17 protein-coding genes are annotated in these 14,386 nt (G+C 56.4%); all 17 read right to left on the bottom strand.

Features of this window, described 5'->3' with window-relative positions; translation table 11 throughout:
• Positions 1-110: 110 nt before the first annotated feature.
• Entirely contained in the window at positions 111-1,043 is a 933-nt protein-coding gene (locus E4U03_RS11340; protein WP_135013840.1) for a hypothetical protein, read from the bottom strand.
• A 770-nt stretch (positions 1,044-1,813) separates the two neighbouring features.
• Entirely contained in the window at positions 1,814-4,606 is a 2,793-nt protein-coding gene (locus tag E4U03_RS11335) for a phage tail protein (RefSeq protein ID WP_135013839.1), read from the bottom strand.
• Between the two features lie 26 nt (positions 4,607-4,632).
• Positions 4,633-4,884 (bottom strand): hypothetical protein, encoded by a 252-nt coding sequence (locus tag E4U03_RS11330; protein WP_135013838.1) that lies wholly within the window; start codon positions 4,882-4,884, stop codon positions 4,633-4,635.
• Positions 4,885-4,994: 110 nt separating this feature from the next.
• Positions 4,995-5,381, bottom strand: a complete 387-nt coding sequence (locus E4U03_RS11325) for a hypothetical protein (protein WP_135013837.1) — start codon at positions 5,379-5,381, stop codon at positions 4,995-4,997.
• A gap of 99 nt (positions 5,382-5,480) precedes the next feature.
• Positions 5,481-6,077 (bottom strand): hypothetical protein, encoded by a 597-nt coding sequence (locus E4U03_RS11320; RefSeq protein ID WP_135013836.1) that lies wholly within the window; start codon positions 6,075-6,077, stop codon positions 5,481-5,483.
• 51 nt (positions 6,078-6,128) lie between these two features.
• Positions 6,129-6,521: a hypothetical protein gene (locus E4U03_RS11315; protein WP_135013835.1), complete on the bottom strand. Its 393-nt coding sequence runs from the start codon at positions 6,519-6,521 to the stop codon at positions 6,129-6,131.
• Complete coding sequence (locus E4U03_RS11310) at positions 6,521-6,823, bottom strand: DUF5403 family protein (RefSeq protein WP_135013834.1); 303 nt, start codon at positions 6,821-6,823, stop codon at positions 6,521-6,523. Before E4U03_RS11310 ends, E4U03_RS11315 begins: the two co-directional genes overlap by 1 nt.
• Positions 6,807-7,148, bottom strand: a complete 342-nt coding sequence (locus E4U03_RS11305) for a hypothetical protein (protein ID WP_135013833.1) — start codon at positions 7,146-7,148, stop codon at positions 6,807-6,809. The genes E4U03_RS11310 and E4U03_RS11305 overlap by 17 nt, the downstream gene beginning before the upstream one ends.
• 2 nt (positions 7,149-7,150) lie before the next feature.
• Positions 7,151-7,609 carry a Gp19/Gp15/Gp42 family protein gene (locus E4U03_RS11300; RefSeq protein ID WP_135013832.1) on the bottom strand — a complete coding sequence of 153 codons (459 nt, stop codon included), beginning with the start codon at positions 7,607-7,609 and terminating at the stop codon, positions 7,151-7,153.
• Positions 7,610-7,708: 99 nt separating this feature from the next.
• The gene (locus E4U03_RS11295; protein ID WP_135013831.1) at positions 7,709-8,503 is read right to left on the bottom strand and encodes a phage major capsid protein; all 795 of its coding nucleotides are present in this window, start codon (positions 8,501-8,503) and stop codon (positions 7,709-7,711) included.
• Positions 8,504-8,620: 117 nt separating this feature from the next.
• Entirely contained in the window at positions 8,621-9,100 is a 480-nt protein-coding gene (locus tag E4U03_RS11290; RefSeq protein WP_135013830.1) for a capsid assembly scaffolding protein Gp46 family protein, read from the bottom strand.
• 128 nt (positions 9,101-9,228) lie between these two features.
• On the bottom strand, positions 9,229-10,602 hold the full coding sequence (locus E4U03_RS11285) for a hypothetical protein (RefSeq protein ID WP_135013829.1): 1,374 nt from the start codon (positions 10,600-10,602) through the stop codon (positions 9,229-9,231).
• 21 nt (positions 10,603-10,623) lie between these two features.
• Positions 10,624-11,880 carry a phage portal protein gene (locus E4U03_RS11280; RefSeq protein WP_135013828.1) on the bottom strand — a complete coding sequence of 419 codons (1,257 nt, stop codon included), beginning with the start codon at positions 11,878-11,880 and terminating at the stop codon, positions 10,624-10,626.
• Positions 11,877-13,199, bottom strand: coding sequence for a terminase large subunit (locus E4U03_RS11275; RefSeq protein ID WP_135013827.1), 1,323 nt, complete (start codon positions 13,197-13,199; stop codon positions 11,877-11,879). The genes E4U03_RS11280 and E4U03_RS11275 overlap by 4 nt, the downstream gene beginning before the upstream one ends.
• A gap of 94 nt (positions 13,200-13,293) precedes the next feature.
• On the bottom strand, positions 13,294-13,749 hold the full coding sequence (locus tag E4U03_RS11270; RefSeq protein ID WP_135013826.1) for a hypothetical protein: 456 nt from the start codon (positions 13,747-13,749) through the stop codon (positions 13,294-13,296).
• 114 nt (positions 13,750-13,863) lie between these two features.
• Positions 13,864-14,154 carry an HNH endonuclease gene (locus E4U03_RS11265; protein WP_135013825.1) on the bottom strand — a complete coding sequence of 97 codons (291 nt, stop codon included), beginning with the start codon at positions 14,152-14,154 and terminating at the stop codon, positions 13,864-13,866.
• Positions 14,155-14,270: 116 nt separating this feature from the next.
• The coding region (locus E4U03_RS12980) for an IS3 family transposase (RefSeq protein WP_135011154.1) at positions 14,271-14,386 on the bottom strand (116 nt) is incomplete at its 5' end.

The following is a 14,386-nucleotide window of genomic DNA, read 5'->3' as shown; positions in this document are numbered from 1 at the left end:
ATTCAGAGATTATCTTCTCGGCAGTGACGTTTTCGAAGCCGCGCACAGCGTGCAGGCGCTGGGTCTCTAGGGCGCTGAGCCGTATCACAGGGGTATGGGTGTTCATGGCCTCAACCCGGCGCGGCCCGTCTTCCCAGTCGGTCAGGTAATCGACTTTTACCCCGGCGATACGGGTACCGGTTACCTCGGTCAGTGTTGAGCTTAAACGCCAGAACTTGGGTGTTCAAGTTGGGTTCAAGCACCTGCCGCCAGACGATACCTTTACCAGGTGCTCCTAGCGCTAGCTCCCGGGTCGCTGGGCTGTACTGAAGTCTCGCGGCGGTGCCATCGCTGAAGTTCACGCGAAGCTCTGCCGGGTCATTGGGGTTACCAGCCCGAGAGTAAGCCATGACATCTCTGCCATTACGGGGTACCTGCGCTGGGCGGGTGCGCGTATTTGTCCAAGCTGTGACGCCGGTTTGTTCACCGTGCTCGATGCCGGTGGCGATGGTCTCCCCGACGACCGGGCGGATACCGCCTTGATAGGCGTCCTGTAGCACTGTATCCGCGGTGACTGGGGGAAGAATGCCCAGCCCAGCCTGCTCGATAGCACGGTAGGCTACCCAGGAAGAGCGCAGGTACCGGCCAAGGCCTGGGGGTACGCTCATGATGGTTTGCAGGGCTGCCCCTAGCCCATCAGTGATTTTAGTGGTGACTTTATCGGTGAGAAGGTCGCAGGTAGAGACCCCCAGGTAGCCGGTGAAGCGCGGGAATCTCACGTCGCCGACCTCAGCTTCGATGTAGACCTTATCGCCATGCTGCGGCATCCATCGATTCTCACCGACCGGGGCAAGCGGGTGCAGGGTCACTGCCGTACCGGGTGCCCAGGTGATAGTGCCGGTGCGGGAGTAAATATCATCACCAGCAGCTACTAGGGAGGCTGGTAGCCCACCGGTGGTGTTGCCTTCCCAGGAGGCCGAGGCATGAGGGCGCAGTTCCCCATTCACGTAGATACGGAGGGTGGCCTCGATGACCGGGCCTGGCTCGTAGGTGCCAGGTAGCATTTAGCCCACCTCCACAATCTTGGCAGTTACTTCAAACAGAGAGTTATGCGTGCCACGGTCATGATTCTTCATCGAGCGAGGCGCCTCGGCCATCACTGCTGAAGAGCACCCACCCCCGTCCACCCATGGCACTGTATACGGAGTCCACGTCACCTGAGGCCGCGTTACAACAATATGGTTACTTACGCTCACCTCAACCTGGCGAGCAGTTGCAGGGACGATGCCAGTCCAGCTCAGCCGCTGCATTAGATCGCCTTTGGCCGCCAATGGTGATGGCGAAGGGGCAGCCGAGCCAGAGGCGGTCCTGAATCGCACGGTGAGTACAGCTGAACCAGAGGCATCTATCGATACCGTCACATGTTTACCCGGTACTACAGGCACACCTGAAGCGAGGGTTACGGGAGCCGGACCAGTAACCGCTTTAGGAGCGAACCCGCCCACTGCCTGCGTGGAAGTATTCGCTATACCAGCCAAATCACTCTGCTCTGGCGTCAACACGTTGGTAAATGAGGCTACGTCTGATACATACCAAAATGGCCCCGGTCCGTAGGCTCCACGTAAGAACCCTCGAAGCACAGCAAGATCCTCATTCCTAGCAGAGACCCCTACTGACCACTCGCGTTTTGAAGCAGCATGAGCTCGGAAAGCCCACTTGCGACGAGGTGAACGCTGGAAGACATACACCTCGTCGCTGTCAGCTTCAGCAAAAGACGAATGCCAACCAACAGGAATCATATTTGCCAGGGTTCCGATATAGTCTTTTCCACGCATTAGCGCAACCTTTCTGCTCGACGGATGAGCATAAGAACCTCTCGGTCACCGACTGGACGCCATAGGTCGTCTAGTGCTGTCCGAATAGCATCAGCTAGCTCTGCAGCAGATGATATCTCTGGCGAAGATATACCCTGCGCTACCGACGGTGTTGGGGCGGGCACCGGCCCCGTCATAAATTGTGGTGTTGCTGCAACACTGGTAGCAGCAGCATTCATCATCTTTTGCGTAGCAGACTCGACAGCCGAAGCGTTTCCGGCAATAGCCTGAGCGAAGTCACCGGTTAGTGCCTTACCTGAGTAGGTCGTATACCCACGCCCAGAGAAAGGACCAACCTTTGCAGGGGAGAAGGGGAAGAAATCTCGGACCTTCTGCACCACGCCCTTAGCGGCGTCTGCTGCAGCACCGGCCATTGACTTGATACCGTCGATGAAACCACGCAGTAGGGCCTTACCTGAATCCATCAAGAGACTGCCCAGGTTTCCCAAGGCGCTCTTGATTTTTCCGGGCATCTCCCGCACCAAAGAAACAGCACTCTCAATACCAGAAGAGACCGCAGACTTGATGTTCTCCCAAGCGGTCGAGACAAAACTACGAACTGCCTCCCACCCCGCCGACCAGAGAGCCTGAATCGTAGAGAGCGCCGAACTGATAACGCTTTGAACGACGCTGATGGCTGTTTGGATCGCTGAGGTGATAGTTTCCCAGATACTGGAAAGTAGGCTGGATATGGCGTTCCAGATGGCTGACCAGATAGCTTGGGCGGCGGCCATGCCAGCCTGTATGAGAGAGACCAGGATTTGTAGGGCGCCGGAGATGATGCCCTTGATGGCGTCCCAGATTCCTGAGGCAATCTGCTTAATACCTTCCCAGACCTGCGACCAGTTCCCTGTCAGTAGCCCTGCGAAGACGTTGAAAACCCCGATGATGATATCGAGTGCTGCCTGTATAAGGGTGACGAGGACCGAGAAGATGGTCTGGACTACCGGCTGGATGATCTGGAATGCCGGTATCAGGATTCCCAGGATTGCTTGGGCGATTTGCATCAAGATGGGTGCCAGCGCTTGGATAGCGGCGGCGACCATCTGGAAGATGGAAATGAGCGGCGGCAGGATTGCCCCGAGTAGCTGGGTCAGCGGCGGCACTAGCCCTGAGATAAGGGCGGCTACTACCGGGATGATTGCTGAGGCGAGAGCCGCTATGACCGGTACCAGGGCGGCAAAGAGCGCCATTAGTGGGGGCAGTAGTGCGGTAGCTAGCTGCATGATAGGCGGTAGCAGCTGGGATATCGCGGTCAGCAGTACTGATGCCAGGGTCGCTGCCACTGTAGCAATCACCGGTGCAATCTGCTGGAGCAAGGGCGCGATAAGGCTAATTGCCTGCACCAGCACGCCACCAAGCAGTTCAACAACCGGCAGAAGGGCTGACAGTAGGGTTTGCACGACCGGCACCAGCGCGGTAATAGCAGCGCCCAGGACGGACCCGAGAAGAGTTCCCAGCGTCCCCATGGTCTGGGCGATGATCGGAGCAAGCGCGATGAAGGCTGCCCCGAGCGCCGATAGTGCTGGGGAGAGTGCCGATACCGCTGTAAATGCTCCCTGGAAGACGGTAGTGAGCGCGCCCTGGAAGGCCGGCCCATTCACCGCAGCGTTGATAGCTGCAAGGGCGGCGGCCATAGCCCCGAGGCCACCGCCAGATGCATTAGATGCAGCAGTAGCGAGCCCCACGATAATGCCGGTAACTGACCCGATGATGGAACCCAGCAGGCGGAGGCTCTGCAACGCTCCATCTATCCAGCGGAAGATTTCACCGCTAGCAGTAACCCTCTGAGTCCATGCCTCAAAGCTGTAAGCCATGCTGTTGAAGGCTGAAGCAAGGGGGCCCATGTAAGCTGAGCCGACGCCGGCTAAGTTGATGAGACCGGCGACGAATGCGCCGATACCGTCACCGGCCAGGTCTACGGCATCACGCATGTTCTCCAGGAACCCTGTCATCACCGCAATTGAATGCGAATCAGCTAGGGCGCTTGAGATGGCTACAGCCCAGCCACCAAACTGCCCGGCTATCTCAGTGAGAACACCAGAGAGCGCGGGCAAGACGGTTCCCACCATCTCGCGGATAGGTCCAGCTGCCCTGTCCCAGAAAGCGGAGGACATGGAGTCCTGTAGAGCTGAGAACTGTGGCCCCAGGTCACCTAGAACTTCCGGCAGGTCTTTGAGAACAGCCACAAGGACGCCGACGCCGACACCTGCCCCGACCAGCAGACCAGGCAGAGCCAGGGCCGCCGGCGCAATAGATGCAAGAGCCGACCCAAAAGCCAGAACCTGCCCAACAGCGGCAACGGCAAGAGCGCCGACAGATGAAATAGCAGAAGCCGCACCTACCGCTTTGAGAGCTGCAAGCGAAGCAGCAGCTGCAGCGAGCGCGGCCTTGTTGATGACTGGCCAGATTGAGATTCGTCGGGTTCGGGTCAGTACCGCGATGCGGGTTGCGGCAGCAGTGGCGTCTAGGTCAACGTTTACGTCGATGTCACGGCTACGTTCTAGTGCTGCGATTTGGGTTTTAGCGCGGGCGGTCTGTGCTTCTACGGTTGCGCGGACGTCGAGGGTGCCTAGTGCTGCTTGGGCTGCTTTGGTGGCTTTTTGTGCCTGAGCTAGGAGGTAGTCTGCATCGACAGTTGCCCTGATTTTCATGATGACCTGGCGCTCTAGGCGTTGCAGGTGTTTTTCGAGGGCTGGGCGGAAGTTCTTGGTGTTGGGGATTACCCTGATCCAGATTTTGCCGGCTTCCATGCGGGCTTACCTCCTAGCAGGTTGGGTTAGAAGAAGTTGGAGACGTCGTCGAGGGAGAGTGGCTGGCTAGCCTTTGGGTTACTCCCTGGCCTTGGTACCAGTTGTGGCTCTCGCACCTTCTTGGGTGAATTGACTTGTGCAACCGTGTGGTTGAGCACTCGGAGCATGTCAATGACATCGTCCAGGCGGCGGTTGGTCTCGTCGTATTCCCACCAGGTTTCGTCACCGCTGGCTGTGGCTCTCCACCGTGACCGCGGGTCCTGCGCCAGACGTTCCATGAGAGCTTCGAGCGGCCTCAAATCATCAGCCCAGATGAGTTCGAATGGTGAGTAATGGTAGAGAGCCAGGAAATCAGCGACGGCCTCTGTGTTGGTGTCGAAGAATTCTTCTAGTTCTCGTCTTTTCCCATCTCACCTGCGTAGGAGAAGACAAGGTCGAGGACTGCGTTCATGTTGTCGAAGCGGTTGAACTTCTCCCAGCCGGGACGGTCAGCGACGTAACGGTCACCGATGAAATCGATGAAGTCTGCCGCCTGGTCCCAGTCGAGAGCTGAGACTGCTGCGCGCAGGTTGCTGGTGTCGATGTTGCCGTTGTTGTCGAGCACTTCGTCGCCCAGGGTTTTGAGTAGGCGGCCAGTGAGGCGCATGGCGTCGGAGGCTTTGAGCTTGCTGAAGGGCAGGAGTAGTTCTGAGCCTTCTACTTCGTTGAATTTGAGCTGCTTGGCGGCGTTGATTTCTGCCTTGGGTACCTTGTGGTCTTGGGGTTTGGTGGTCATGGGTGAGCCCTTTCAGTTGAAAATGATGGTGGGTGAGCCCGGTGGGTGGTTCCTGCCCCGAGCTGGGCTCAGGTAGCTCGGGGCAGGTGGTTAGTGGGTTTATTCGCCTGCGGCCTTGTAGGGGCGGGCGTCGAACCAGAAGCGCTTGCCCCAGGTCATTACGTCGGGGGTGAGGATGGTGCCCTTGAGCTGGGTTTCGAAGAAGTTATCGGGTGCAACCTCGGGGGCATCACCGGCAGTGATCTTGACCTTGCGCATGTATGCACCTGCGCGCTTACCGCCATGAGCGAAGATAACCATGACGGACTTCTCTACAGGCACGGTCTCATGCTCTGCGTAGCCCTTGAGCACGTCGTCGTACTTGCCGCCGCCGTAGGCCAAATCCCACACGGACTTCTGCATGGAAGCAGCGTTGACGGTGAACCCGTTGGTGGACGACTCGGTGGATGAATCCATGCTGTCGAATTCCCAGACGTCCAGAACGGTCTCGTCGCCACCGTCCTTGGTGAAAGCGAAGGTGTTTTCCTTCGAGGTCAGGGCGAAAGGCATCCACTGATCATTGGGGTATGAGGTGTCGTCGCCCAGCACGAAGGACTCGATATCAAAGGGGTCGGCCTTGTCGTTGACTGAGACAAGCACGGTGCCGTGGCCCGGCACCACCAGCTTGTCGGCATCGTAGTTAGCTTCACGAGCCATAGTTTTCCCTCCTTAAGAGAAGAACCCCGCCAGGTAGCGGGGCAAGAGTTATTAGGTTTGAAAGATGAGAGTCGCGGTCATGGTGTACTGGTAAGCCTGCTTGCTCAAATCGGCAGCAGAAACCGCCGGCAAGAGAACGGGTAAGGCAGTCACTTCCAGGTAGGACGGTGAAGCCCCAGCATGAGATACATCGAACTCATACGAGTCGGTGAGAGCCTGCAGAACCTGCTGCAGATCGGCTTCTGCTTCAGCCCGGCGCGGGGCAATAGCAGAGATATTCACCGATACCCGCTCTGATACGGTGGCAGACTGGCTAGGTAGAGGGTTCGCTCCTACAACCTGGTAGAAGATGAAACGCTCAGGCACCTTAGCGGCAGATACCGTGCTGACCGGCACCAGGCCAAGGCCCTTGATAAGCGCAGCCAAATACTTGGTGACAATCATTATCCCCACATCGCTTTCGCAAAGACATGCTTACCGGGCTCGAACCCGCCGTCTTTAGTCTTACGCCCGAACTCGATAGCGAGCGCACCATCATCATCGGAGTAGATGACGCGGTCGATGACGCCTTTGCGTCCGGGGACTGCGTCTATACCGATGGAGTCGAGGTATTCGCCTGTTTCGGAGATTTTAGCGGCCTCTGCATGGACTCGAGCAAGAACCTTATCTGCTTCTGTGTCAAAGGCTTCGGTTGTTGAGACGAGTCGGGCTAGCTCATCGCCTGTTGTTTTAAAGACCTGTGCCATTTCCTCGCTCCATGTAGACCTTATCGTGCTGGGTTGCCCGGCCCATTCGGCTCTTGAGAAGCCGCCCGCGCTGGGTGTAGATATCACCTTCCCAAACAATGAGGGAGAGCGGGTCACCTGGCCAGATGCCGGGCGGGGCAGTGACCGTGTAGAGGTCATTGGGTTTTACCCCGAAGCTCTCTACATCGGTGGTGGATGACGGATGGACGTTGCAGGGAACCTCTATTCGCCCGGTTTCGACATAATCGAGGGCTCCTTCGCCATCGTCTTGCTCCTGGCGTAGTACGACAGTGACGGTATGCCGGGGTTTGCGAATAAGGCTCATAGCTAGAGCTCCTCAGATAGAAGAGTCTTCCCAGGCCAGCCAAACTGGAAGTTCAGGTCAGGGCGCTGCCCGCGCAACCTGGCACGAGCATACCCATCAGACACCGGGGCTACCGACCGGAAGCCACCGGTACCCATGAGCCGGGCCCATTCCTCAGGGAGGATATCGAGCAGGCCAGAAGCAACCTTGAGGTTGAGCCGGTATGAGTAGCCGTCCTCGGACTCTGAGGTGTAGATACCTGAGTTTTCTGCGCGAAAAATGCGGGCTACAGCTTCTGCTTCCACCTGGGTCAGCAGATCCATGAAGCTTGGTGACGCGTTGCAGAGTTCAGCAAGTTTAGGGATGCGAACCTTGATAAGGTTCTCAGCCCTGTTCAGTAGTTTTTCGACGTACTGTGCTTCGCTTTCGTGCAGGCTTCTCATCAGGGAGGTCTCCACGTCCTGGGCTGTCGCTATCGCCATCGGAGTTCACCTCTTTCAGCTCGTGCCAAGGAGCCGGCAACTCACGTTCTGTGGTGATGATGGTGCCGGTTTCCTTGTTCTGGTATCGCGGGACCATGCTTAGGCCTTGTCCTCGTAAGCGACGAAGGCTTCCTTATCGGTGATGACCCAGCCGAAGATAGCCTCGACAAGGAATGCCTCCATGTTGTTCTGCCAGAGGTTGACGGTCTGGCCGTTATCGACGATGGTTGCCACGTCAGTGCGGGAGAAGGAGATGTTTTCGGCGAAACCGTACTTGAGATTATTGGTGAAGTCGCCGCCGAAGGCACGGACCTTTGTGTCTTCCGCTGCGCCGATCTTGCCGGAAACTGCCTTGCCGTAAGCGACGGGCAGGCCGAATGCGGTGCCCAGGTCGTAGCCTGCCAGTAGGTCGGCGGCCAGGCCGCCGGCGTCCTTTGCTGCGGTACCAAGCTCCACGCGGTTGGTGGTCTGGTTGACGTACTCGACACCGGAGATGGTCTGGCCGTTAATGGCGTTCTTGCCGTGCAGTACGGCCAGGTCGAAGGCTCGGGTGATAGCACCGGTGAGCTGTTCCTGAAGGAAGTCCAGGTAGCCCAGGGGGTTAGCCATGCGAGCTTCCTTAGACCAGTAGACGATGGCAGCGGCCTTGATGGGCTTGATACTCTTGACCGCCACGCCGGCGTTGGTTACGGGCTTGGCTTCGCCTTCACCGACGATGCCAGCCTGTGCCTGACCGGTCTGTACCGCGATGGACGCGCCGGTGATGGACATGGGCATGGTGCCAGCGAGCTTCTGGACAACGGATTCTTCGTTGACCTTCTTGATGATTTCCTGCGCCATAGGCTTAGGCAGGATACCGCTTGATTCGAGAGAAGAAAGAGTAGTTGCAGCCATAGTGCGCTGCTCCTTTCAGATTGGTTTTGGGTATAAAAAATCCGCTAGCCATTCGATAGGCATAGCGGGTGGTTGCCGTATTTAGTTATGGTGGGTGCCACCTGGGCACAAGCCTGTTTATTGGCCGAAGATAGCTTCTGCGTATTCCTGACGGGGATCAGTAGCAGGTTCACCGACCTGGGCGGGATCTGGCGGCATTGGGGTGCCAGGACGCACGGAGTTGGGGGTGCGCAGGTTTGCCAGCCGGTCTGCTGCCGCTTCGAGTACTTCTTCGTCGTCCCCGGTGAGTAGATCGGCTAGGTCTGTGGGCAGGCCCTTACGGGTGAGAACCTGCTCTTTGGTTCGCAGCAGGGTGAGGGCGGCGAGCTCTCCTGCTGCCTGCTGGACCTGCTCTTGTAGCTCCTTGGCGGTGGCCTGGGCGGTTTCGAGCTGGGTCTTGAGCTCGTCGCGCTCAGTAGTGAGGGATTCAAGCTCGCTGGTCTTGGCCGTGAGCTTGGCCTGGTAGTTTTCTTTTTCTGCTCGAAGATTTAGCAGCAGAGTTTTGGCACGTCCGGCGTCAAAGGTTTCGCCTTCGCGTTCCCAGGGAATCTTTTCCATGTTGTATCCTTACGGTTGATAATTACAGCTGTTAAAATTGTGTATAGAGCAGGTGCTACCCTCCGCAACCTTGAAATAATAGGGCGACCAAAAGGTCTAGAAGTGGTCAGAGGTGGGGCACCTGCTTTTTATTGAAGTTTTATTTCCTCAAAACCCTTTCCATCTGAATGCATCACCCACAGTGACTTTATCTGCGCTTCAGATTTCCGAAGGTTATACCCGCTTAGCTGGTAACGGAGCTTGTCACTTAGTTTGTGATGCCCAAGGTCAATCACAAAGTGCTCTTTAGCTACAGGGTGTTTGTGGGTTCGAGCACTTACTACAGCGTCTCTAATACGGGTTGCAATCGTTGAGTATTTATTTTTTGACGTCTTAAGCTCTGTAAATTGGTATCCTTTTTCTACCCAGTGGAAGTCATTAGCTGGTATAAGGCCAACTCCGGGAAGAACAGTATCATTCGCAATCCAGTGAGCCGTTTGACCATGGGCTTCGAACCTCTTCAAGAACTCAATTTCATGAGACTCAAGCTTCTCACCTGGCGGAATGACTGATTTGAGCACGGGTGTTTTAGTCGGCTTCTTGGTTTCATCGGATACGCTCTGAATCTCATCAAGCTCCTCCAAGGCAGGGTACTCTAGCTCTTTGCCGTCCTTTTTGAGATCACGTAGGTAGTTAGAAAAAGCTTTGAGCTTATCGTTGCCTTCAGTGATATTTTTACCGCCGGCTGTAGCATTTCGGGTGACTTCCTCATAGACCTTGTAAAGGGCGTCTGCTTGAGCCTTTCCTGCCCAGTTTTTCGGGTCGTAGACAGGCACCACGAGACAATCACAGTTGTCATGATAAGAGTTAGCCCACTGCCGCCCTTCTTTATCCCAATGCTTGCTGCTGGTAGAACTTGCATGATGCCGGGATGAGTAGACCGGGCCACGTGAGGCAAGCACTATACAGAAAGCACAGTTATCTTTACCGGTGAGTACCCGAGCCCAACCGATGGGGTAGACAGCAGGCTGCTGCGACTCCTCCTTACTAGCTGGCCGGGCCTCAAACCCCTCCTCGGTTTCACCAACGAAATTTCCATCCTCATCAACCTCAACCTCATCTACAGATGGGTTCGTCTCAGAAGCAGACGGTACAACCGGAGCGGGAACCGCCCGGACTACTTGCCGGCGGGCAGCTGTCCGAACATGCCGCTCCAAGGACCTACTTACCTGGTCAATACTTCGCGAGTGGGTCAGCATCTCATGCACCGCCTGGTCAGCGTAACCCTCTACCGGCGGGACCAAGGCTTGCCCGCCAACCTTAGCAGCCTCCTCGGCCATCAGCTGATTGGCGAGCTCAGCCGCCTGTTGCCGGTACTTACGCACCAAAACAGCAAGCATGGGGACAGACTCCTCGAACCTCTCAGAATCAGCCATATCAAGGTCTCGAAGCACCGGAGTGAGCTCTTGCCGGAAAGCCTGGACAATAGAGCCCAGCAGGGCGGCAAACATGTCAAGAAGCATTCGTCGCCCTCCCCACTGGAATTATTGCCCGAGAACAGCCCTAGAATTGGTGTCGTAGATGTTCTCTCGGGCAAGCTGCTCAGGGGATAGACCCAAGAACTCACGGGCAGTTTCCTTGGTGATAATTCCCTGTGCCTGAGCTTGCAGTATCTGAGCGTTACGAGCCGCCGGAGACGCAACGGACGGGTCACGCCACCGAGCTTCTAGAGTCTCAAGCCCATCGGCGCTGTGCCCTGCAGCCTCCAGGCAGAGACGAGCGATATCCTCCGCTGCATCACCAAAGAGATTCTGCTTCTGCATAGCACGGGTCACCAGCCGGTCCTTCGCCACCTGCATAGCCTCAGCACTGGTCGGGTTTGAATCAGCCGTGATACCTAGCATGAACGGAGGAATACCGGTCATAGCGGAGACCTGCTGTGCGTAGAGCTTAAAGGCCGAGATAATTGGCTCCAAGCTCGCCCCATCAAGGGAGCCAGCGGAAGAGCCCGCGGGGCCGGTGATGAGGTGCCCCCAGTAGACATCAAGTTTGGAAACGGCATTACCGAACTGGTCTATCTTCTCTTCATCTGCGCCATCTCCGAAGAGGTAGCGCAGAGGCATAGAGAGCATTTCCTGAGCCACCTGCAAGTTGATAAGAGAGCGTGAGGCTGCATCGCAGATATCGGCTATAGCTTCTAGCTCTGAGTAACCGTCACCTTCTGCTCGGACCCGGTTTGTAAGTTCGACTACAGGGACTCTATCTAGACCTGTGTTTTTCGAATCGAGTATAGCCCATTTACCGTTGATGCACTTGCGCCAGGTGGTTACCCCTGGTAGGTAGTGCGCGGTGTATTCATCACTACCGTTCTTATACTTACGCAGGGCTTCTACAATTCGGCCAAAATGGTCTCGACGTACAGCAAAGCCCTTGGGAGAGTGAACAGAAATCAGCGGGTCTGAGCCATTCTCAGCACCACCGACCACCACATACGAGCGTCGCTGCACTAGAGCCTCAGTCATAGCCAGGGGCCACTTAGTGTCGAAATTATTCGCCTGGAAGATACGGTGAATCTCATCAGGGGCAGCACCCTCCCCCACAGTGAAACCTTCAAGCACCAGCGACTCAACCAGAACATCGATGGCAAGTTTAGGCCACATCACCGACATCTCAAGAACACGAGCCTCCGGTGGCAGAGAAATACCCAGCTGCTGTAGGTTCACTTCACCCGAATAGTAGTTCTCGTAGATATCGAATTTGGGAGGGGTCCGCACCATCTCGAGCATTGATTCGTGGCTCATCGATAGACCACCCACTTCCTACTTGACTTAGTTCTTTCAGCATTCGTGGCACCATAATGCGCCAAAGTAGCAGCAACCAACGGCGAAATATCCTTAGTGCTATCGTTCTTCGACCAGCGCCAAAGATCCTGCGCACCCTTTGAGCGGCGGCAGGCTTCCACAGCCTCATCTAGCTCTTCCTGCCCCGTATGGACAATCTTCTCCTGGGTAATCGCGTCAAAGAAACCGCCACAGGACTGGGCGTAGGTTCTAGCATCCAGCGCGGTCAGATAACGGCGTAGACGCGGTTTCTCGGCCAGCACCGGGGCAGACTGAGAAGCGGCATCAAACACAATCGCGGTGGGCTTCCACCGCTTCTGCAACTCTTCAACACGGTCTGCAACCCAGGCCGTCCCCGCCCGGCGGTCGATAATCTCAACATGGACGCGCCCATCTTCCAAAACAGACGCTGCCGAAATCGTAGCCACATCACGCAAAGGCGACACATCCACACCAAAAGCAACCTCAGCTGCCGGTTCAGATTCTTCGTCCAGGCAGTCAGCCCACATCTTGGGCGGAATAGCAGATGAACCACCAATCTTTGCCCAGATACCCAGGCGCTCACGCCCAAAAGTCTCAGGGTCCATCGTGCGCCGCTCATTATCAATAAACTCAGCACTAATACGGATACCCAAAGCCGGGTTAGCCTTAGCCCACGAAGCAGGGTCAGCCGGGTCATCATCTTCTGCAGCCGACCATTCAAAATAGGCCAGGCGGGTATCGTCCTCATCAGGGTTCAGCCCGCGCTCACGCACTCGCCGCAGAACCTCAGAATCAGGCATACCAGCAGAGGAGGTGTACCAAATCTGTGGCGACCCAGTCATCGATTTAGCCGCCATTGTCGGCATCATCGCCGCCAGCACCGCATCAGGCAGGTTATAAGCCTCATCGAGAGCCACAAGGTCCCCGGTGAAACCACGACCAGAGTTACCACCAGAACGCGCCAAGAACTTGAGGCGATTACCGTTGCGGTGGATAAAGCTCATGTCCTGATTACCAGTACGGATACCAGCAATGGGGCCTTCCGGGTCACCGTCATACCCTTTGATGTATTCAACTAGCTCAGATTTACGGATCAGCGACTCAAGGCGCATCTGGTGCTCTTTAGCCGTAGAGAACAGGTGCGCGGTATGGATAATCATCTTCTCGCCAAAGAGAAACAGCCCCGCCAGCTCACGGGCTTCAAGCACCGCGCCCTTACCATTCTGGCGCGATACGATGAGCCCCACCTCAAACGCCTGCCAGCGCCCGTCTTTAGACTCACCCAAAGACCCACGCAATACATGCTCCTGCCAAGGGTCAAGCTCCAAACCCGCCACAGAAGCTAAGTCAACAGCATCATCACCTGCTGAGGTGAAGTAGGTAGGGACGAGGTTAACCCGCGGCGTTTGCGAGCCTCTGAGCGCGTTTAGCTGCAAGTTGGTCAAGCGCGCTCACCTTCTTCTCTATCTTGCTACCTTCAAGCTCCTGAATCAGAGCAACAATTTCTTCTTCACGCTTGGCCAGAGCCGCCATATCCCTGGGAGTAGACAGCAGCATAGCCCCGCGCACTTTTGCTAAGCGCCACTTGGCGGACTCTAAGGGATCAGCCCCAGAGGGCACAGTGATAATGATGGGGTCAGCTTGCTCGTGATATTTACTTTCAACCCCAACCGTCTTACCCGGTTCCGAAGTTGAAAGTGAGACAGAGGCATCAGCCAGCTTTTTTGCCGCCCTTGCTTTGGCTTTTCTTTCGCGTTCTGCTTCCTTGCAGGTATCGCATTCTTCCTTGTTTCGGCGGTGACGGACGTAGGCGGCGTGGGTTCCGCAGGGTTGCAGTTGCCGTGGCACGAAGTCACCTCCTGAAGTGAATGTGAGACGCGGTAGGAGATGCCCTGGGGGGATGTGACTATACCCGAAGGGGGTCACACCCCTATGGGGGGGTACCTCCCCCTTCTGGTTGTCTCACCAGGTGCGGCTGGTTTTAGGTGGTTTGATTTGTTCGCGGGTTCGTTTGCGTCCGCGGGCTGAGTTGCAGCTACGGTGAGCGGGTCTGAGCTCGCCCAGGAGCTTCCCGCCGTTTGCTATTGCGTCTACGTGGTCCGCTGTGAAGCTCATGGGGTGAGTAGACGGCAGCTCAAGGTCTATTGGTTTGCCGCAGAGCCAGCAGGGTTCTCCGGTTCGTTTGACGTGAGCTTTGAGAGCTGCGGTGTGTTTGAGGTAGGTGCGGTTGTTGTAGCGGGTTTGGGTTGGCATGTGCAGTGTTTGGTTGCGAAGCAGGTGTTCATGGGTGGTTTCCTTTCGGTGGTGTGGGTGCAGAAAAGCCCCCGACCCGTGGTGAACTAGCCCCCGAAAGTTGGACTGGTTTAATCCTAGACCGTCAGGGCTGCCAAAGCCTGGCTCCGATACCCCATCGGAGCCAGGCCCTTTAATCGCTCCTGAAGCCTACCGTTGTTATACCAATAGATATAGTCATCAACCGCCTGAC

Origin of the sequence: Rothia nasimurium (assembly GCF_004569295.1) — a bacterium.
Classification (GTDB): domain Bacteria; phylum Actinomycetota; class Actinomycetes; order Actinomycetales; family Micrococcaceae; genus Rothia; species Rothia nasimurium_B.
This window is presented reverse-complemented; position numbering and strand designations above follow the sequence as displayed.